Annotated in this window: 16 protein-coding genes; 12 read left to right on the forward strand and 4 right to left on the reverse strand. The window is 67.5% G+C overall.

Translation table 11 applies throughout. The features are described 5' to 3' along the window. Position 1: 1 nt before the first annotated feature. The 4 genes from arcC to NNZ72_RS20145 all read left to right on the forward strand — a co-directional run bounded on the left by arcC (position 2) and on the right by NNZ72_RS20145 (position 5,075). On the forward strand, positions 2 to 901 hold the full coding sequence (arcC, locus tag NNZ72_RS20130) for a carbamate kinase (protein WP_257317351.1): 900 nt from the start codon (positions 2 to 4) through the stop codon (positions 899 to 901). 78 nt (positions 902 to 979) lie between these two features. Further along, positions 980 to 1,801 carry a putative universal stress family protein gene (locus tag NNZ72_RS20135; RefSeq protein WP_257317352.1) on the forward strand — a complete coding sequence of 274 codons (822 nt, stop codon included), beginning with the start codon at positions 980 to 982 and terminating at the stop codon, positions 1,799 to 1,801. Between the two features lie 33 nt (positions 1,802 to 1,834). Then, positions 1,835 to 4,420 (forward strand): magnesium-translocating P-type ATPase, encoded by a 2,586-nt coding sequence (mgtA, locus tag NNZ72_RS20140; protein ID WP_257317353.1) that lies wholly within the window; start codon positions 1,835 to 1,837, stop codon positions 4,418 to 4,420. Positions 4,421 to 4,481: 61 nt separating this feature from the next. Next, on the forward strand, positions 4,482 to 5,075 hold the full coding sequence (locus NNZ72_RS20145; RefSeq protein WP_257317354.1) for an NAD(P)H-dependent oxidoreductase: 594 nt from the start codon (positions 4,482 to 4,484) through the stop codon (positions 5,073 to 5,075). A 21-nt stretch (positions 5,076 to 5,096) separates the two neighbouring features. Here the strand turns inward: NNZ72_RS20145 and NNZ72_RS20150 are convergent, their stop codons facing one another. Both NNZ72_RS20150 and NNZ72_RS20155 read right to left on the reverse strand, forming a co-directional pair. Beyond that, entirely contained in the window at positions 5,097 to 6,293 is a 1,197-nt protein-coding gene (locus NNZ72_RS20150) for a GGDEF domain-containing protein (protein ID WP_257317355.1), read from the reverse strand. 151 nt (positions 6,294 to 6,444) lie between these two features. Further along, a complete protein-coding gene (locus NNZ72_RS20155; RefSeq protein ID WP_257317356.1) occupies positions 6,445 to 7,398 on the reverse strand; it encodes an AraC family transcriptional regulator in 954 nt (317 codons plus the stop codon). A 242-nt stretch (positions 7,399 to 7,640) separates the two neighbouring features. On the opposite strand from NNZ72_RS20155, the gene capB reads away from it, so the two are divergent. The 3 genes from capB (at position 7,641) to NNZ72_RS20170 (ending at position 13,004) form a co-directional block, all read left to right on the forward strand. Then, the gene (gene capB / locus NNZ72_RS20160) at positions 7,641 to 9,401 is read left to right on the forward strand and encodes a caprolactamase subunit beta (protein WP_257317357.1); all 1,761 of its coding nucleotides are present in this window, start codon (positions 7,641 to 7,643) and stop codon (positions 9,399 to 9,401) included. Positions 9,402 to 9,515: 114 nt separating this feature from the next. Continuing rightward, positions 9,516 to 11,597: a caprolactamase subunit alpha gene (capA, locus tag NNZ72_RS20165; protein WP_257317358.1), complete on the forward strand. Its 2,082-nt coding sequence runs from the start codon at positions 9,516 to 9,518 to the stop codon at positions 11,595 to 11,597. A 51-nt stretch (positions 11,598 to 11,648) separates the two neighbouring features. Then, positions 11,649 to 13,004, forward strand: coding sequence for a purine-cytosine permease family protein (locus NNZ72_RS20170; RefSeq protein WP_257317359.1), 1,356 nt, complete (start codon positions 11,649 to 11,651; stop codon positions 13,002 to 13,004). On the opposite strand, the gene NNZ72_RS20175 is transcribed toward NNZ72_RS20170, so the two are convergent. Continuing rightward, positions 13,005 to 13,907 (reverse strand): LysR family transcriptional regulator, encoded by a 903-nt coding sequence (locus NNZ72_RS20175; protein WP_257317360.1) that lies wholly within the window; start codon positions 13,905 to 13,907, stop codon positions 13,005 to 13,007. Between the two features lie 255 nt (positions 13,908 to 14,162). Between NNZ72_RS20175 and NNZ72_RS20180 the strand changes: the two genes are divergently transcribed. Genes NNZ72_RS20180 through NNZ72_RS20200 form a run of 5 tightly spaced genes read left to right on the forward strand, consistent with a single transcriptional unit; the run spans position 14,163 to position 18,416 of the window. Then, positions 14,163 to 14,939, forward strand: coding sequence for a 5-oxoprolinase subunit PxpA (locus tag NNZ72_RS20180; protein ID WP_257317361.1), 777 nt, complete (start codon positions 14,163 to 14,165; stop codon positions 14,937 to 14,939). A gap of 19 nt (positions 14,940 to 14,958) precedes the next feature. Then, positions 14,959 to 15,201, forward strand: coding sequence for an acetyl-CoA carboxylase (locus NNZ72_RS20185; RefSeq protein ID WP_257317362.1), 243 nt, complete (start codon positions 14,959 to 14,961; stop codon positions 15,199 to 15,201). Further along, positions 15,198 to 16,583, forward strand: a complete 1,386-nt coding sequence (locus NNZ72_RS20190) for an acetyl-CoA carboxylase biotin carboxylase subunit (RefSeq protein ID WP_257317365.1) — start codon at positions 15,198 to 15,200, stop codon at positions 16,581 to 16,583. Before NNZ72_RS20185 ends, NNZ72_RS20190 begins: the two co-directional genes overlap by 4 nt. Beyond that, entirely contained in the window at positions 16,580 to 17,455 is an 876-nt protein-coding gene (locus NNZ72_RS20195) for a 5-oxoprolinase subunit B family protein (protein ID WP_257317418.1), read from the forward strand. Before NNZ72_RS20190 ends, NNZ72_RS20195 begins: the two co-directional genes overlap by 4 nt. Further along, positions 17,445 to 18,416 (forward strand): 5-oxoprolinase subunit C family protein, encoded by a 972-nt coding sequence (locus NNZ72_RS20200; protein ID WP_257317366.1) that lies wholly within the window; start codon positions 17,445 to 17,447, stop codon positions 18,414 to 18,416. The genes NNZ72_RS20195 and NNZ72_RS20200 overlap by 11 nt, the downstream gene beginning before the upstream one ends. A 477-nt stretch (positions 18,417 to 18,893) precedes the next feature. Here NNZ72_RS20200 and NNZ72_RS20205 read toward each other — a convergent pair whose 3' ends face one another. Further along, positions 18,894 to 19,904 (reverse strand): GntR family transcriptional regulator, encoded by a 1,011-nt coding sequence (locus NNZ72_RS20205; RefSeq protein WP_257317368.1) that lies wholly within the window; start codon positions 19,902 to 19,904, stop codon positions 18,894 to 18,896. Positions 19,905 to 20,323 lie beyond the last annotated feature (419 nt).

Consider the following 20,323-nt stretch of genomic DNA (forward strand, 5'->3'; position numbering starts at 1 on the left):
GATGAGGATCGTCGTCGCTCTCGGCGGCAATGCCCTCCTGCGGCGGGGCGAGCCGATGACGGCCGAGAACCAGCGCGCCAACATCCGGCGGGCGGCGGCCGTGCTCGCCGCGCTCGTCGCCGCCGGCCATTCGCTGGTCATCACCCACGGTAACGGGCCGCAGGTGGGCCTGCTCGCCCTCCAGGCGGCCGCCACCCCGGATGCGCCGTTCCCGCTCGACGTGCTCGATGCCGAAAGCGCCGGCATGATCGGCTATGTCCTCCGGCAGGAGCTCGGCAATGCCATAAGGGACAGGCTCTTCGCCGTGCTCCTGACGCAGGTGCGGGTCGATCCGCGCGACCCCGCCTTCGCCGCGCCGACCAAGCCCATCGGCCCCGTCTATGACGAAGCCGCAGCCCGCCGGCTGGCGGCGGAACGGGGCTGGCAGATCGCGCCGGACAACGACAAGTGGCGCCGCGTCGTCGCCTCGCCGAGGCCGGTGGAGATCCTCGAGGCGGAGGTGCTCGCCTTCCTCGTCGAGCGCGGCGTCATCGTCATCTGCGCCGGCGGCGGCGGCATCCCGGTGGTGGAGCTGGAGGACGGCAGCCTCGCCGGCATCGAGGCGGTCATCGACAAGGATTTCGCCTCCTCGCTCCTGGCGCGGCAGCTCGGCGCGGACCTTCTCCTGATGCTGACCGACGTCGATGCGGTCTATGCCGGCTGGGGCACGCCCCGGGCCCGCCCGCTCGGGCATGTGAACGCATCGGAGCTTGCGCCGGACGATTTTCCCGCCGGCTCCATGCGCCCGAAGGTCGAGGCGGCGATCGAGCTCGCCCGCACGGGCAGGGCGGCGGCGATCGGACGGCTCGAGGATGCGGCGGACATCGTCGCCGGAACGCGCGGAACGTGGGTGGAGGCGTGAAGGCCGCAGGGACCTTCGCTTGACCGGCATGGGATGCCTGTCGTTTGACGAATGCGAATAGAACGGAGAAACGGTGAAATGAGCTACAAATCCATTCTCGTGAACCTGGATATCGACGGGCCGATCGCTCCGGTCGTGACGGCGGCGACCGGGCTGGCGCTGCGCTCGGACGCCAGGCTGATCGGCTTCTGCGCTGCCGATGCATATCTGCCGGTGACGGGCCCCGAGGGCGCGGCGCTGGCCGCGGAGGTCATGCAGCAGATGCGGGACGACGACAGGCGCCGCTTCGAGGAGCTGCGCGGCGAGTTCGAGAAGCTGGTCGCGGGCGCGGTCGAGACCGAATGGCGCAGCGCCTCGGAAGGTCCGACATACGCGCTCGTCCAGACGTCGAGGGCCGCCGACCTCATTATCACCCAGGCCCGGCGCGGTGCCGCGACGGGCGACAGGGCGCGCGCGGCCGATCCGGGAAGCGTCGTCCTCCAGGCGGGCCGCCCGCTCCTGGTCGTGGGCGCGGACGCGCCGCAGCCGCCCGGCCGGAAGGTCGTCGTCGCCTGGAAGGATACGCGGGAGGCGCGGCGCGCGGTGATGGATGCGGTGCCGCTGCTGCGGACCGCCGAGGACGTCGCCGTCGTGACGGTGGCGCCGACCATCGACGATTGGGCGCGCGAGGGCATCGCCGACGTCGCCGCCTTCCTCGCGCGCCACGGGATAGCGGCGCGCAGCGAAGCGATCGAGAGTTCGCAGGAGAGCGAAAGCCTGCTCGAATTCATCGATGGGCACGATGCCGATCTCGTCGTGTCGGGCGCCTACGGTCACAGCCGCCTGCGCGAATGGGCCTTCGGCGGCGTGACCCGTTCGCTGCTCGACGAACTGCGGCTCAACCGCTTCATGTCGAGCTGACGACGGCATTCTCGCACGGCGGGAGAAAAGCGCATGCAGCCGGATCTTTCCTCGTCGCCGTCCGCCGATGCCGGGCCGGCCTATTGGGCGGTCCCCGCGGACGCGCTGCTGGCCCGGCTGGGCACGCGCAAGAGCGGCCTTTCCTCCGGCGAGGCAAGGGCCCGCCTGCGGGACGCGGGCCCGAACACGATCGGCCCCGGCGGCGGCACGTCGGCGGCGGCCGCCTTCCTGCGTCAGTTCCGCAGCCCGCTGGTCCTGATCCTCATCTTCGCGGCCGTCGTGTCGGGTCTCGTCGGCGAGGGCAGCGAGGCGGTCATCATCGCCGTCATCGTTCTGGCGAGCTGCGCCCTGTCCTTCACGCAGGAATACGGCGCCTCGCGCGCCATGCAGGCGCTGACGGCCCGCATCGCCCCGAAGGCCCTGGTGCTGCGCGACGGCAGGGAGGTCTCCCTTTCCGTCGACGAGATCGTGCCGGGCGACATCGTCCGGCTTTCGGCGGGAAACCTGATCCCCGCCGACGGCATCCTGCTGGAGACCCGCGACGTCAACGTCAGCGAGGCGGCGCTGACCGGCGAGACCTTCCCGGTGGTAAAGGCGACCGGCGTTTCGGCGCCCGACGCGCAGATCGGCCAGCGGACCAACGCGGTCTTCACCGGCACCTCGGTGCGCAGCGGCACGGCGACCATGGCCGTGGCGAAGACCGGCGTCCACACCGAATTCGCCGCGATCGCCGCCGCGATCGCGCATGTGGCGCCGGAGACGGAGTTCGCGCGAGGCATCCGCCGCTTCGGCTATCTCATGACGGAGATCATGCTGGTCATCGTCATCCTCGTCTTCTTCGCCAATCTCCTGCTGCACCGTCCGGCGGTGGATTCGCTGCTGTTCTCCCTGGCGCTGGCGGTGGGGCTGACGCCGGAACTCCTGCCCGCGATCATCAGCGTGACGCTTGCGCGCGGCGCCCGCGCCATGGCGGAGAGCGGCGTCATCGTGCGCCGGCTCGACGCGATCGAGAACCTCGGCAGCATGGACCTGCTCTGCACGGACAAGACCGGCACCCTGACCGAGGGCGTCATCCATCTCGATGCCTGCCTGGATGCTGCCGGCGCCGCGGCGCCGCAGGTGCGGCTCTGGGCGCTCCTCAACGCCACGCTGCAGGCGGGCATGGCGAACCCGCTCGACGAGGCCATCGCCGCCGGGAAGGGCGAGCGGGACGATCTGGCGGGCTACGCCAAGGTGGACGAGATCCCCTACGACTTCATCCGCAAGCGGCTTTCGGTGATCGTCCGCCGTTCGAACCAGCCGGACGACCTGATGATCTGCAAGGGCGCGGTGCAGGCGATCGTCGAGGCCTGCTCCTCCGTTCTCGTCGCAGGCGGCTCCGTGCCGCTGGACGCGGCGCAGGCGAGCGCCATCGATGACAGGGTGCGGACATGGAGCGGGCAGGGCTATCGTGTCCTCGGCCTTGCGGTGCGCCGCTTCCCCGCCCGCGCCGCCTATCGGCACGAGGACGAGGCGGACCTGGCTTTCGCCGGCTTCCTGCTCTTCCTCGATCCGCCCAAGGCGGGCATGGCGGAGACGCTGAAGGCGCTCGCCGGGCGCGGCATCAAGGTGAAGGTCATCACGGGCGATAATCGCTACGTCGCCGCGCATCTTGCCGAAACCATCGGCCTGCCCCATCGCCGCATCCTCACCGGCGCGGAGTTGGGCAAGCTGACGAAGGAAGCCCTGTTCGGGCGCGTGATGCGGACCGACATCTTCGCCGAGATCGACCCGAACCAGAAGGAACGGATCATCGCGGCGCTGCGCAGGCACGGCCGGGTCGTCGGCTATCTCGGCGACGGCATCAACGATGCGCCGGCGCTGCACGAGGCCGATGTCGGCATTTCGGTGGACGGCGCGGTGGACGTGGCGCGCGAGGCCGCCGACATGATCCTGCTCGAGCGCGACCTCGGCGTGCTGCTGCGCGGGGTCGACGACGGCCGCAGGACCTTCGCCAACACGATGAAATACATCTCGATCACCACCAGCGCGAATTTCGGCAACATGATCTCGATGGCCTTCGCCTCGCTCGCCTTGCCCTTCCTGCCGCTGCTGGCGCCGCAGATCCTGCTCAACAACTTCCTGTCGGACGTGCCCTCGCTGGCGATCGCCACCGACAGCGTCGACCGCGATCAGGTCCGCGCGCCGCGCCGGTGGGACATCGCCTATGTCCGTCGCTTCATGGTGACGTTCGGCCTGATCAGCTCGGTCTTCGATTTCATCACCTTCGCCTTCCTGCTCCTCGTCGCCGGGGCCGTGGCCGAGGTCTTCCAGACCGGCTGGTTCGTCGAATCCCTGATCACGGAGCTTGCCATCGTGCTCGTCGTGCGCACCCGCAAGCCCTTCTGGAAAAGCCGTCCGAGCGCGCTGCTTTCCTGGCTGACGCTGGCCGTCGGCCTCTTCGCCGTGGCGATCCCCTATCTGCCGGGTGCGGACTGGTTCGGCTTCGTCCCCCTGCCCCTGCCGGTCGTCGCCGGCCTGGTCGCGATCACGCTTGCCTATCTGGCGGCATCCGAAGCGGCGAAGCACTGGTTCTTCGCCCGCGAACGCCGCCGCGCAGGGAACCGGCGGATCGTTTGACCGGCGTCAAGGCGCCGCCGCGGGCGGAAGCGTTTGATCGAGCCTTGCCACGGAGACCGCCATGCCGCGCCGTATCCTCATCATCGTCGGCCATCCCGACCCTGGGCCGAAGCGGCTGTGCAGGGCGCTTGCCGAGAGCTATGCCGAAGGCGCCCGCTCCGCCGGGCACGCGGTCCGGTCCATCGACATCGCCACGCTCGATTTCCCCTTGCTGCGGACGGCGGAGGAATTCGCGGCGCACTCCATGCCGGCGACGCTGGAGGATGCGGTGCAGGCGATTAGGCAGGCCGAGCATATCGTCTTCGTCTTTCCGCTCTGGCTCGGCACCATGCCGGCGCTGCTGAAGGCCTTTCTCGAACAGGTGATGCGCCCCGGCGTGGCCTTCGCCTATCCGGAGGCGGGCAAGGGCGGCTTCGCCAAGACCCTGCTCAAGGGGCGTTCCGCCCGCGTGGTCGTGACCATGGGAATGCCGGCATTCTTCTACCGGCTCTGGTATCTCGGCCATGGCGTCGCGGGCATGCGGCGCAACATCCTGAACTTCGTGGGCATCAGCCCGGTGCGGGAGACGCTGTTCGGCATGGTGGAAGGCGTGAGCGATGCCACGCGGCGCGAATGGCTTGCGAGGATGCGGGCGCTCGGAGCCCGCGCCGCCTGACCCGGCATGCCTTCGCCGCCGTCAACGTGATGCGACGAGAGCCTGTGGGTCCGTGGCCGAAGCCGTCTCGATCTCGTGGAACCGGCAGCAATCCCGCCCGTCGCGCTTGGCTGCGTAGAGCGCATTGTCCGCCACGCGCATGGCCTCGTCCAGAGTGCCGCCGCCATGGCAGACGACCGCCCCGAAGCTCGCGGTGACGCGGCTGCCCGCCGGAAGGAGGCGGAACTCGTGCTGCGCCATGGCGGACATGAGCGCCTGCGGGAAGAGCCTCGCCTTGCCCTCGTCGCAACGTTCCAGCAGGACCGCGAACTCTTCCCCGCCCAGGCGCCCGCAGACACCCTGCCCGGAGGCCAGCCGCGTGAGGAGGCCGCCGAAATGCTGGATGACCTCGTCGCCCGCGGCGTGTCCGAAGCGATCGTTGACGGACTTGAAATGGTCGAGGTCCGCCATGACGAAGCAGCAGGGCGCCGACGGTGTCGCCGCCTTCAGGAGATTGCGGCCTTCCTCCAGGAACCCCTTGCGGGTGAGCGCTCCGGACAGCGCGTCGATCTGCGCCGCGGCGGCGGCCTTGCCCATGGCCTCGACGATGACGAGGCAGAGCAGGCTCAGGCCGAGCAGCAGGGACAGGATGGCGCCGATGGTCTGCGAAAGATGGGCATAGGTGCTGACGATATAGGTGTGCACCGATTGCCCCGTGGTGATCGCGGTCGCCAGCCCTGCCTTGAAGAGGAACTGAACGGAGCAGAGGGCAAGCACGCATCCGACCGCCCGGTCGATCGGCCGCCTGCGCCGGCTTGCGAGCGGTGCCGCGGCGGCGATGGCCGCCATCAGGACCGAGGAGCCTTGATAGGCGAAGGCATGAAGGATCGAGTCGCGCGGCAGATCGTAGATCACCGCCTGATGCGACAGGATCGACAGGAGAAAGAGCGCCCCGATTCCCGACAGGCGGCCGTCCGGCCGGTAGTGCCGCCACAGGCCGGCGGCGATCAGGGTGAGGGCGAGGAGAAAGGACGTGAACGAGAGGAACGACGTCAGCCTTTCCCAGGGGATGTAGGGCGCGAACGCCTCTATCGCGACCGTCGTCGCCGCGGCGACAAATCCGCCGGCGCACCAGTAGCCCAGCCTGACGTCGGATCGCCCGGCGAAGGCCACGAAGGCGGCGGCGAAGGAAAGGCCTATCGAAAAATTGACGATAAGCAGGAAAGTCGCGCCGTGCATGCCGTTATCCGACTGGTCGAGGTCAATTCGTTTCAACCTAGTCGATTTCATTGAACGAATAGTCAATAGGGCCGGATGCAGGCATGGCCGGTCGGCGGTGCGGCGACGTGGCGGAGTTTTCGCGCGGCGTGAACGGGTTCCCGACGGGTGGTCAGCCGTTGCGCGCCCTTTCGCGGAACTCGCCGGGCGGCAGGCCGAAATGCGCCTTGAAGACGCGCGAGAACTGGGTCTGGTCGCCGAAGCCCCAGCTATAGGCGATCTCGGCGGCCGTCTGGACGTTGTCGGGATCTTCCAGCGCTTCGCGGCAGGCGGCGAGGCGCTGCTGGCGGATCCAGCTTCGCACCGTCTCGCCGGTGTCCCTGAAGAGCTCGTGCAGATAGCGGGTGGAGATGCCGCAGGCGCGGGCGATGCGCTCGGGATCGAGCCGGAAATCCTGGAGGTTGGCGCGCACGTAGGTCTCGATGCGGGCGAGATGGGCACTGCGCACCGTCGAATTGCCCGAGGTCAGCACCCGCTCGTCCGCCTTGATCGCCAGCACCAGCAGGTCGACGAGCTGCCGGCCGACCGTCGTCCTCGTCTCCTGCGTCATCCCGTCGAAGCGGCCCGGCAGGAGATGCAGCATGTCGGTGAAGAGGCCGCCGGCGCCGTTGTTCGCCTCGAACTGCAGCGTGCAGAAGCGGTCGGGCGCGCGCATGCGGCCGGAGAGCGCATCGGCCTCCACCTTCAGCACCCACATGTCCGCGGGCTCGGCATGGCTGAACCGGTAGGGCTCGCTGCTGCGTTCGAGGAAGAACCCGCCGGGCCGGCATTTGACCTCGCGGCCGCATTGGGAGAAGAACACCTCGGCCCGTGCCGGCACCGTGACGAGGAATTCCTCCTCGCGGGCGCCGCGGAAATGATGCGGCAGGCGCAGGTACTGGAGCGCGTCGCAGGTCAGCCGCGAGATCGAGACGTCGCCGAACTTCCAGGTCGTCAGGTCGCCGGAGAACCGGTCGGCGTCGCGGAAGCGCAGGTCGAGCGGGAAATAGGCCGAGGCGATGGCCTCGTGCCAGTGGCGGCTGCGGTCGGGTGGGCGCGTTGCGCTCGTGGTGATGCTCGTCTTCATGCGGCTTTTCCCTCTTGCAGGAAAGGTACGCACAGGATGTCTCCCAGGCAACGAAAATGGCAGCCTGTGCGCCGTCGCGCAATCTGTTGTTCCTCCGCTGCAAAGACCGGCGCGGAAAACTCTGCCTAGATTGAAGCCGGCTTCAACGGTGCGACAGACGCCGACGGCCCGGGGAACGGACATTTCAGCACGTATCACGGTTTCCGGACCGTCGGTTCTCGCCCTCAACCAGCGTGAACACGATGCTTCATACACAGAATTCAAAGGTCGACCCGATCACCCTTTCGGTCGTGCGCGGCATGCTCGAGACCACCCAGCGCGAGATGACGCTGGCGCTGGAGAAGACGGCGCGCTCGTCGGTCTTCAACCTGGCGCACGACTATTCGACGGCGCTCTTCAACGCGCGGCCGGAGATGATCCTGCAGGGCCAGGATATCCCGATCCATCTCGGCTCGCTCATTCCCGCCATGAAGGCGGTCGCCGGCTTCTTCGGCGACGACATCCACGAGGGCGACCTGATCCTCCACAACGACCCGGCCTTCGGCGGCAGCCATGCGATCGACACCTGCATGTACAAGCCGGTCTTCTACAAGGGCGAGCTCGTCTACTGGACGGTCTGCAAGGGTCACCTCACCGATATCGGCGGCCCGGTGCCGGCCGGCTACAACCCGAACGCCACGGAAATCTACGCCGAGTGCCTGCGCATCCCGCCGGTCAAGATCTGGGACCGCGGCAAGCCGCGCCACGACGTCCTCAATATGATCCTCACCAACATGCGCGCGCGCCGCGACCAGGAGGGCGATTTCCGCGCCCTCATCGGCGCCTGCCAGGTCGGCGAGCGCAACCTGATCGCCATGCTCGACAAATACGGCAAGGCTGAGGTGGACGCCTGCGTCGACACGCTGCTCGACATGGCCGACAGGCACATGCGCGCGCTGATTTCCACCGTGCCCGACGGCACCTACGAGGGCGCTGCCATCCTGGAGGATGCCGGCCACGGCTTCGGCGATTTCGAGATCAGGGCGACGGTGACGATCACGGGCGACGCCTGCCATATCGCCATCGCCAGCCCGCCGCAGATCCCCTATTTCATCAATTCCTACGAGGGCAATTCCCATTCCGGCGTCTATCTCGGGCTGATGATGTTCGCGGCCCTGCCGCCGCCCTACAACGAAGGCCTCTATCGCTGCGTCAGCGTCGACTTCGGGCCGAAGGGCACGCTCTGCAACGCGCAGGAGCCGGCCCCGCATATGAACTGCACGACGACGCCGATGGAGACGCTGACGGACGCCGTGCGCCTCGCCTTCGAGAAGGCGATGCCCTCCAAGGTCTCCGCCTCCTGGGGCCACGCCAACGGGCTCAACATCGCCGGCCGCGATTCCCGCAACGGCGAGGAATTCGTGACCATGGTGCTCGCCACCATCATCTCCGGCGGCGGGGCGACGCCGAAGCAGGACGGCTGGCATGCGGTCGGCCCGGAATGCTGCTTCGGGGCGCTCACCTCCGGCGACGTCGAATTGCTCGAATACTCCTACCCCATCGTCATCCACCGCTATTCGCTGATGACCGATTCCGGCGGGGCCGGAAAGTTCCGCGGCGGCTCGGGCACGGCCTGGGAGGTGGAGCCGCTCAACGGCGACATGCTGTGCATCGGCTTCGGCGAGGGCCGCCGCATCCCGGCGATGGGAGCCGCCGGCGCGACCTCGGCGATGGTCGACACCAAGGTCGGCCGCGTCGAGCTGCGCCGCGGCGGCAAGGTCGAGGTCGAGCGCAAGAACATCATCGAGACCATCCGGCCGGGCGAGACCATCACCAACCTCAATCCCGGCGGCGGCGGCTACGGCAACCCGTTCGAGCGGCCGGTGGAGAAGGTCGTCTCGGACGTCAGGAACGGCCTCGTCTCGCTGGAAGGCGCCCGCCGCGACTACGGCGTCGTCATCGCCGACCCGGAGACGCTCGACGTCGACGCCGCCGCGACCGAACGGCTCAGAGCCACCGGCTAGAGCATTTTCGCTTTTCTTCGAATCGCGAAAACGCTCTATCCCTTTGTTTCTACACAATTCCGGACGCAAAACCGCTTCGCACTTTTGCTGGAATTGTTCTGAGGATCACCTATCATGACCCAGAATTCCTACCGCCTCGGCATCGACGCCGGCGGCACCTTCACCGACTTCGTCATCGCCGACCGCGCGACCGGCGAGGTCAAGCTGTTCAAGGCGCTCTCCACGCCCTCCGACCCGACCAGGGCGATCGAGAACGGCCTCGGGCTGATCGCCGCCGATCTCGGCCGGCCGATCGGCGAGATCATCGCCAATTGCGACCTCTGCATCAACGGTACCACGGTCGGCCTCAACGCCCTCATCACCCATCGCGGCGGACGCACGGGGCTGATCTGCACGGCCGGCCACGAGGATTCCATCGAGATCCGCAACGGCCACAAGGAGGACGGCTTCCGCTACGATCCCGAATATCCGGCGGCGACCATGCTCGTGCCGCGCTACCTGCGCCGCGGCGTGCGCGAGCGGGTGCTCTCGGACGGCTCCGTGCGCACGCCCTTGAACGAGGAGGACGTGCGCGAGGCCTGCCGGCTGTTCCTGAAAGAGGGGGTCGAGACGGTGGCCATCTCCTTCGTCTGGTCGGTGCTCGACCCGTCGCATGAGCGGCGCGCGGCGGAGATCGTCCGCGAGACGATGCCCGGGGCGATCCTCACCGTCGGCAGCGAGCTCTACCCGCAGGTCCGCGAATACACGCGCACCTCGACGGCGGTGACGAACGCCTATCTGGCGCCGGTGATGCGCCGCTACATCGAGGCGGTCGACGCCTATTTCCGCTCGCTCGGCGCGCGCCAGCCGGTGCGCTACTTCCAGTCCAACGGCGGGCTTGCGGTCGGCCAGGTGATGACGGACCGCTCCGTCTACGCCATCAATTCCGGCCCGGCCTCGGCCCCGCAGGCGGGCCTCTATGCCGGCGCGCCCTTCGGCCACGAGAACGTCATCACCGTCGACATGGGCGGCACCTCCTTCGACATCACGCTGACGCGCAACGGCCAGACCAACCTCAACAAGAACATCGACTTCCTGCGCTACCGCATCGGCGTGCCGATGATCCAGGTGGAGACGCTGGGGGCGGGCGGCGGCTCGATCGGCTGGGTCGACCCGCTCGGGCTCCTGCAGGTCGGCCCGCAATCGGCGGGCTCCGAGCCCGGCCCCGCCTGCTACGGCCGCGGCGGCGCGGAGCCGACCACCTCCGACGCCAACCTCGTGCTCGGCTATCTCAACCCCGAGGGCCTTCTCGGCGGCAAGCTGCCGCTCGACGTGGCGAAGGCCCGGGCGGCGATGGAGCGCGTCGCAAGACCCCTCGGCATCTCGGTCGAGCAGGCGGCCTACGGCATGTTCGCCATCGTCAACAACAACATGGTCAACGGCATCCGCCGCGTCTCGGTCGAACGCGGCTACGACCCGCGCGACTTCGTCCTCGTCGGGGCGGGGGGCGCGACGGCGGCGCATATCACGGCGCTGGCGCGGGAGATGGGCATCGACACCATCATCCTGCCCAAGCTCGCCTCCGGCCTCTGCGCCTTCGGCCAGATCATATCCGACGTGAAGTACAACTACATGGCGCCCGCACCGGTACGGCTCGACAACGCGGCCGCCTACGAGCGCATCGACAGCCTCTTCAACGAGATCGAGGCGAAGGGCGTCGCGCATCTCGAAGCGGACGGCTTTCCGCCCGAGGCGATCGACATCCGGCGTTCGATCGACATGCGCTATGTCGGCCAGGTGCACGAATGCACCGTCGACATCGGCACCTTTCCGATTACCGAAACGACGATCGAAAAGGTCAAGGACGCCTTCCATGCCCGCCACGAGGAGCTCTACACCTATGCCGAGTGCCACAGCGCGGTCGAGGTGGTGAACCTCGAATCGACCATCTACGGCCGCATCGAGAAGGTGCGCCCGCCGAAGCTCGCCGAAGGCGGCGGCGCGGAGCAGGCGCTCAAGGGCCATCGCGACGCGATCTTCGACCAGTCCGGCAAGGCGACCGCCACGTCCGTCTACGACGGCGCGAAATTCGGCGCGGGCGCGCGCATCCACGGCCCGGCGATCATCGAGGAGGTGACGACGACCATCGTCGTCGAGCCCGGCTGGACGAGCACACTGCACGAGAGCGGCAACTATCTGCTGACTCGGGAAAACTGACGGCGCGCCCCGCCTGCGGGCGGGGCCATTTGCAACAGGGAGGAGAAAGCCATGGCAGGCAGCCTGTCGGACACCGAAGCCGAAAGTTCGGACTATTCAAACGTGGCGGTTCCGCCGCAGGCGCGCATGCCGAAGGGCGCGCTCACCATGGCCTGGTGGGCGGTGTGCAGCGCCGTCTTCTACATCGTCGTCGGCGCGGCGATGGCGCTCAACTTCGGCACGTGGAATGCCATCGTCGGCATGGTGCTGTCGATCGTCGTCTACGGCGCCATCAATGCGGTGCTGAGCCGCTTCGCCATCCGCACCGGACTGTCCGTCGCGCTGTTCTCGCGCGTCCTGTTCGGCAATGTCGGGGCGGGGCTCGCCACGCTCATCTTCTGCGCCACCGCGATCTACTACGCCGTCTTCGAAGGCTCGGTGATCGCGGTCGGCATCAACACGATCCTGCCGTCGATCTCCTATCCGGTCGCGGCACTGATCGTGGTGCTCTACTCCGTCCCGCTGATCTTCGGCAGCATCCAGACCTGGCTCGACAAGTTCAACGGCGTGCTGCTGCCCTTCTATATTCTCGGCCTCGTCGTCGCCGTCGTGCTCGCCATCGGCGAATACGGCTACAGCGACAAGTGGCTGAACCTCGGCCCGGAGACGGGCGCGCCGGCCGGCGGCTGGTGGTCCTGCTTCGTCTACTACATGGGCGTCTGGGTGCTGATGATGTTCACCTTCGACTATGCCCGCTTCGGCCGGCAGGAGGATGCCGGCTATCACGCCTGGTTCAACTTCGGCATGCCCTTCTATGCCATGGCCTTCCTGGTGAGCGGCCTGTTCGGCATGTTCATGATCGGCACGGTGCCGGATCTCGGCGCGCTCTCGGAAGTCAGCGTGCTGCTCGCGCTCCTCAAGCTGATGGGCATCTGGGGCCTGCTCTTCGTCTGGGTGACCCAGACGCGCATCAACACGGCGAACTACTATCTTGCCGCCGTCAACATGGAGGCCCTCGTCCAGCTCTTCGGCCGGCTGCCCTTCGGGCGCATCGGCTGGGCGATCGCGGTCGGTGCCGTCGTCTACGTGCTGATGCTCGCCGACGTCTTCGCCTACCTGCTCTCGGCGCTCGCCTATCAGGGCATCTTCGTCGTCGCCTGGGTGGCCGTCGCCATGGCGCATATCCTCATCGACCGCTACAGCGCGCTCGTCGGCAGCACGATCGAGTATCGCTCCAGCCATGTGCCGGCCTTCAATCCGCTCGGCATCAGCGCGTGGTTCGTCGCGGCGGCGGCTGGCATCTGGCTGCATGTCTGGGGCGGCGCCTATGCGGAGCTTTCGGCGCCGGCGACCGCGGTCGTCGCCTTCGCGATCTACGCGGCAGGACTCACCCAGGCGCGCCGCTCCTGGTTCCTGGCGGCCGGCTGATCAGCGCTCCGGCAGGTGGAAGGCCTGCTGGAAATAGGAGCGAAAGGCGAGCATCGGCGGCGTGAGCTCCATGTTGCGCCGCCAGGCGAGACCGACGTCCATGGCGGGCACCGGATCGCTGACGGTGACCGTCTCGATGCGCCGGCCCTCCAGCGACCAGGGCCGGTGCACCATGTCGGAGAGGATCGCCACGCCCTGGCCGTTGGCGACCAGCGAGCGCACGGCCTCCACCGAGGACGTGCGCAGGATGACCCTCGGCTGATAGGGCGTGGCGCTCCAGTATTTCAGCGCCGAATGTGCGGCCTCGTCCACTGTCAGCATGATGTAGGGCTCCTCGGCGATCTCTTTCAGGCCCACCGTCTCGGCCTGCAGCAGCGGATGCTGCGCCGGCAGCCAGAGCCGGCGCGTCGAGCTCAGCACCTTCTCCGTCACGAGCGCCGGGTTGAGGATGTTGGAGGTGAGCAGCACCGACATGTCGTAGCGGTTGCTGAGCAGCCCTTCCTCGATGGATTCGCGGTTGAGCTCGAAGAGCTGGATCTCCAGCCTGGGAAAGAGCCGGCGCAGGCGCTCGATGTGCAGCGGCAGGAAATAGCCGATCACCGTATAGGTGGCGGCGATGGTCAGCGTGCCCTCGATCTCGCTGCTGACGACGTTGAGATGGGTCGCCTCGTCGACCTTCTTGAGGATCTCGTAGGCGTGGGAGAGGAACTGCCGGCCGGCGGGCGTCAGGTCCATGCCGTGCGGCGTGCGCAGGAAGAGACCGACGCCGACCGTGCGCTCCAGCTCCTTGATCGCCGTCGTCACCGCCGACTGCGAGATCGAGAGGTCGATGGCCGCCTGCGAGATCTGGCCGAGCTCGGCCGTCGCGACAAAGTAGCGGATCTGTCTGAGGCTGATCGTCAAGGCTGTGCGGGTCCTTCTGGTTTATCGTCTGAGCGTATCGAAAAAACAGAACGAGCGATATCGAAATGGGCATGAAGCCGCGCAGCTGCGAGCAATCGGGAGGCATCGACTTGTTTTTCCATACTTTTGCGTCGCAACAAAATGAGGCAATTGGTTCTGATTTTCAGAATTCGCATATGGAAAAATAGAATTTTTCAAATGCCGACAAAGCGCCTAGCGTTTCCTTGTCGAGGAAAGCATGCGAGGGACGAGACGGTGCGCGAGGCGGTCGACATCAATTGCGACATGGGCGAGGCCTTCGGCCGCTGGCGCGTCGGCGACACGGACGACGCATCGCTGATGCCGCTGATCAGCTCGGCCAATATCGCGGCCGGCTTCCATGCCGGCGATCCGAACCTGATGGACGAGACCGTGCGGCTCGCCGCCGAGCACGGCGTCGGCATCGGCGCCCATCCCGGCTACAACGACCTGCAGGGCTTCGGCCGCCGCAAGATCGCCGGCACCGCCCGCGAGCTCGTCAACGACGTCGTCTACCAGGTCGGCGCCATCCGCGAATTCGCCCATCGCCACGGCATGCGCCTGCAGCACGTCAAGCCGCACGGCGCGCTCTACATGGAGATGGCCGTCAATCCGGAGCTGTCGCAGATCTTCGTGCAATACATGCGCACCGTCGAGCCGAACGCCTATATCTTCTGCATGGGCGGCTCGGCGACCTGGCGCGCGGCGACCGAGGCGGGCCAGCCGGTCGTGCGCGAGTTCTACGCCGACCGCGACTATGACGACGGCGGCTCGATCGTCTTCACCCGCGATGCCGGCCGCCCCGATCCGGCGGCGATCGCCCGCAAGGTGCTGCGCGCCTGCAAGGAGGGCAAGGTCCGCACCGTGCAGGGCAACGACATCGCCATAGACTTCGAATCCATCTGCTTCCATTCCGACACGCTCGGCGCCTTGGACATCGTGCGCCGGATGCGCGAGACGCTCGTCGCCGCGGGCATCCGCATCGCGCCGGTCTCGGACGTGGCGCGGCGCTGACATTCACGTGGAGAGAGACATGAGCAAGATCGAGATCAGATCGCCCCTGCCGGGCACCTTCTACCGGGCGTCCGCGCCGGACGTCCCGCCGTTCAAGGCCGACGGCGACAGCGTGGCGAGCGGCGACGCGATCGGCCTCATCGAGGTGATGAAGACCTTCCAGGAGGTGCCGGCCGGCGTCGACGGCAAGAATATCACCTTCCTCGTCGACAACGAGGAGCCGGTCATGGCCGGCCAGGTCATCGCCGAGGTGGAGGCATGACCATCCGCTCGATCCTCGTTGCCAACCGCGGCGAGATCGCGGTGCGCATCATCCGGGCGGCGAAGGCGCTCGGCATCCGCACGGTGCAGGTCCACAGCGCGGCGGACGCCGACATGCTGGCCGTCCGCCTCGCCGACGCGGCCGTCGACATCGGCTCGCCGGCGCCGAGGAAATCCTATCTCAACATCGAGGCGGTGGTGAACGCCGCCAAGGCGGCCGGCGTCGACGCCGTCCATCCGGGCTACGGCTTCCTGTCGGAGAACGCCGATTTCGCCGATGCCATCGAGGCGGCGGGCATGGTCTTCATCGGCCCGAAGGGCGAGGCGATCCGCCTGCTCGGCGACAAGGTCGCCGCCCGCGCCGTGGCCGAGAAGGCCGGCGTCCCGACCGTTCCCGGCAGCGACGGCCGCCTCGCCACCATCGAAGAGGCGCGCGCCGTCGCGGAGAGAACGGGCTTTCCGATCATGATCAAGGCGGCGGCAGGCGGCGGCGGGCGCGGTATCCGCGTCGCCGCCGACCTCGCCGACCTCGAACGCCATTTCCCGCAGGCCTCGGCGGAAGCGCTCGCCGCCTTCGGCGACGGCGGCCTCTACCTGGAGAAGGTCATCACCAGGGCCCGCCATGTCGAGGTGCAGATCCTCGGCGACGGCGAGAACGTCGTCCATTGCTTCGAGCGCGAATGCTCGCTGCAGCGCCGGCGTCAGAAGGTCTGGGAGGAGGCGCCCTCCTTCCTGCTGCCGGCCGAGGTGCGCGCACGGCTTTGCGAGAGTGCGGTGGCGCTCGCCCGCGCGGTCGGCTATCGCGGCGCCGGCACGGTCGAATATCTCTATGACGAGACGACGCGGGAATTCTACTTCATCGAGGTCAACACCCGCATCCAGGTCGAGCATCCCGTCACCGAGATGGTGACCGGCATCGACCTCGTCGCCGAGATGATCCGCATTGCCGGCGGCGCGCCGCTGTCGGTTCGCCAGGAGGACATCCGGCTCGACGGCCATGCCATCGAGTGCCGCATCAACGCGGAGGACCCCGAGCGCGGCTTCATGCCCGCACCCGGCACCGTCTCCGGGCTTACCGTGCCGGAGGGCGAGGGCATCCGCTTCGACACCATGCTCTACGAGGGCTACACGATCCCGCCCTTCTACGATTCGCTCATCGGCAAGCTGATCGTCCACGGCGAGACGCGCGCGACCTGCCTCGAACGGCTGAAGGAAGCGCTCCAGGGGCTGGCGATCGAGGGCGTCGCCACGACCGTGCCGCTGCACCTGGCACTCGCCGGGGACGGCAACGTCGCGCGCGGCGCCTTCGACACCCGTTTCCTCGAGCAATGGCTCGAAACCGAATTCGCCGGGAAGGCCGGCCCGACCGCGGAGGTTGCCTGATGACCAGATATTCATTCGGAGGGGACGAGCACCTCTTCGTCGAATGCAGCGAGGAGATGTCGCTCGAAGCCTTCTTCAAGAGCCTTTCCATGGCGAAGGGCGTGCGCGAGAGCGGCATCAGGGGCGTCACCGAGATCTGCCCGGCCAACGCCTCCTTCCAGGTCAAGTTCGACCCGGACGTCATCCATCCCGACGACATATTGAAGGAAGTGCAGGCGATCGAGGGCGCGGCGGAGAAGGCGGAGCCGGTGCTGAAGACCCGCATCGTCGAGATCCCGGTCTTCTACAACGATCCCTGGACGCACGAGACGCTGATGCGCTTCCGCGAGCGCCACCAGGACCCCACCGGCACCGACCTCGACTACGGTGCGCGCATCAACGGCTACGGCTCGGTCGACGATTTCGTCGCCGCCCATTCCGGCTCGCCCTGGTTCGTCTCGATGGTCGGCTTCGTCGCCGGCCTGCCCTTCATGTACCAGATGGTCGAGCGCCAGCGGCAGATCCAGGTGCCGAAATATCTTCGCCCGCGCACGGACACGCCCCGATTGACGGTCGGCCATGGCGGCTGCTTCGGCTGCATTTATTCGGTGCGCGGCGCCGGCGGCTACCAGATGTTCGGCATCACGCCGATGCCGATCTTCGACCCGACCCAGACGACCAGCTATCTCAGCGACTTCATGGTCTTCTTCCGCCCCGGCGACATCGTCAAGTTCAAGCCGATCGACCGCGACGCCTACGACCAGGCGGTGGAGGACGTCGACAAGGGCCGCTTCTTCCCGCCGATTCGCGAGGTGAGCTTCGACCTTAGGGAATTCCAGAAGGACATCGACGGTTATAACGCCAAGCTGGAGGGCACGCTCAATGGCCATTAAGGTTCTCCACCACGGTCTTGCGACCACCGTCCAGGATCTCGGCCGCCCCGGCTATTTCCATCTCGGCATCCCGGTCGGCGGCGCGATGGACCGGTTTGCGCTGCGCGCCGCCAACCTGCTCGTCGGCAACGACGAGGGGGCAGCCGGGCTGGAGGCCGTCTTCATCGGCCCGAAGCTCGAATTCACTGAGGACGCGCTGGTCGCCGTCACCGGCGCCGACATGCCGGCCAAGGTCGACGGCGTCGTCCAGCCCGGCTGGAGCGCCTTCAAGGTCAAGGCCGGCCAGGTGCTGACCTTCGACTTCCTGAAATCCGGCGCCCGCATCGTCATCGCCGTCTCCGGCGGCATCGACGTGCCGGAGGCGCTCGGCAGCCGCTCGACCTATCCGATCGGCGCGCTCGGCGGCTACAAGGGCCGGCCGCTTGCCGCCGGCGACGAGCTGCCGGTCGGCAAGGGAAGTCTCGCCGGCGAGGGCCGGACGGTGCCCGAGGCGCTGCGCCGCAAGCCCGGCATGCCGGCGGAGCTGCGCGTGGTGCCTGGCCTCTACTGGCACCGGGTAACGGAGCAGTCGCAGGAGAACTTCTTCGCCGACGAATGGAAGGTCGCCAACGAGGCCGACCGCATGGGCTATCGCTTCAAGGGCGGGCGCAAGCTCGACTTCGTCGCGCGCGAACAACCCTTCGGCGCCGGCTCCGACCCCTCCAACATCGTCGACAGCTGCTATCCCTACGGCTCGATCCAGGTGCCGGGCGGCACGGAACCGATCATCCTGCACCGGGACGCGGTGTCCGGCGGCGGCTATTTCATGGTCGGCACGGTCATCTCCGCCGACATGGACCTGATCGGCCAGCTCCAGCCGCACACGCCGACCCGCTTCGTCAGGGTGACGATGGAGGAGGCGCTGGCGGCGCGCAAGGACCGCAAGGCCGCCCTCTCCGCCCTGCGCGACGCGCTGGCATAGGGGAGGGCGATGCGACAGGCCGCATCCAGATCGGTACCCGGGGCAATCGCACATCGAATGCGACGTCTCCGCTACCCCTTCTCCCCGGCGGGAAGAAGGTGGCCCGCAGGGTCGGATGAGGGGGTGGAACGCATCAGTTCGCTTGACGCGCGTCCCCCTCATCCCGCTGCCGCGACCTTCTCCCCGATGGGGAGAAGGGGCAAAAGGCATGCTCCTCATTCCATATGCGACGGCATATCGATGCCGGTCCGATCAGCCCAGCGCGGGCGCGAGATAAATGGAATGCGACATCTCCGCTACCCCTTCTCCCCGCCGGGGAGAAGGTGGCCCGAAGGGTCGGATGAGGGGGTGGGCCGCATCAGTTCGCTTGGCGCGCGTCCCCCTCATCCCGCTGCCGCGACCTTCTCCCCGATGGGGAGAAGGGGTAAAACGCGCGCTCGCCATTCCAAATGCAACGGCGCATCGATACCGCTCCGGTCAGTCCAGCACGGGCGTCAGATAGGCGGCCGTGACGCCGGGGCCTGGTATGATCGCCACGATCTTCATCTGGGCGATGGTGCGGTTGAGCGAGGCCTCCAGATGGGTCTCCATCATCGAGACGGCGGCCTCCGTCGCGCCGCGCCGCAGCAGCTCGGCGATCAGCCGCAGCTCGGTGATGATCGCCGGATCGCCCGGCAGGCCGAGGCGGCGCAGCAGCCGGTCGGTCGCCGTCACCGGCAGCAGGTTGTTGCGCACGAGGTCCTTCAGCCGCTCGTTCGGCGCGGCCAGCACGCAGCATTCGATGAATTCGGCCTGGATCGCCTCGACCTCGCGCAGCGAACCGGCCGCACTCGCCTCCTCCGCCGCACGCAGCCGCTGCAGCAGCGCCTCCAGCCGGGACTGGCTCACCGCCCGGGCGCCAAGCCGGATCGCCGGCGGCTCCAGCATCTTGCGCAGCACGAAATGGTCCTTGACCATCTGCGCGGTCAGCGGCCCGGCGATCCAGTGCGAGCTCTGGTTCTTGCGCACCAGCCCGCGCTCGCGCAGGCGCGTCAGCACGTCGCGCACCACCGTGCGGCTGACGTTGAAATGGTTGGCGAGCTCCATCTCGACGATGCGGTAGCGGCCGAAGACGACGCAGCCGGCGACGTCCGCCTCCACCCGGTTGTAGATGCGCTCCCAGGAGGAGCGGCTCTGCAGCGCCTCGTCGGCATGGCGCGGCACGACCATGCCGAGCGCCTTGATGTCGGTGCGGTTCGGCTCGATGCCTTCCCCCGGCGGACCGACGAGGAAGCCGCGCCCGGCGAAGCGATGGACGAGCCCCTCCGCCTCCAGCGTCTGCAGGGCCCGCTGCACGGGTGCGCGCGAGATCTGCAGGATGTCGGCGATCGGCCCTTCCAGCAGCACCAGGCCGGGCGGCAGGACGCCCGCCTCGATATTGCTGCGCAGCACGTCCTCGGCGATCTCGTAGCGCTTCTGCGTGCCGGTGGCTGCCTGCTCGTCCTTCATGGGTCTCGTCGTTCTCGGCCTCGGTCGGGTCCGCACTGTGACGCATTCTCCCGCGTAAGGAAAGGATAGCATAAATGATTATTGAATACAAAGTTTGCGACCTGCACGAGAGATTCTGAGCAGGACGGAAACGCCCGCATGCCCGAAAAGAGCGATGGCACTGTTCGGCCGACCTGCCGAAATTGCCGGCGCAAGCGATGATTTTTGCGCATATTGCGCGAAAAATCGCCAGATAGGCCCGCGATGCGCGAGTGGAAATCCGTCCGCTCCGGACGGGATCGCATGGGCCGTCCAAAGGATAAAGCCTGCCACGCAAATTCTGAAAAAGTCTATTGAATACAAAAATCATTCGTGGCATGGTTTTGAAAACAAGGCGCCCGGCAAGAGGCGTCGCAGGTGGAACGAAACGTCCAGGAATA

Source organism: Shinella pollutisoli (assembly GCF_024609765.1).
Taxonomy (GTDB): domain Bacteria; phylum Pseudomonadota; class Alphaproteobacteria; order Rhizobiales; family Rhizobiaceae; genus Shinella; species Shinella pollutisoli.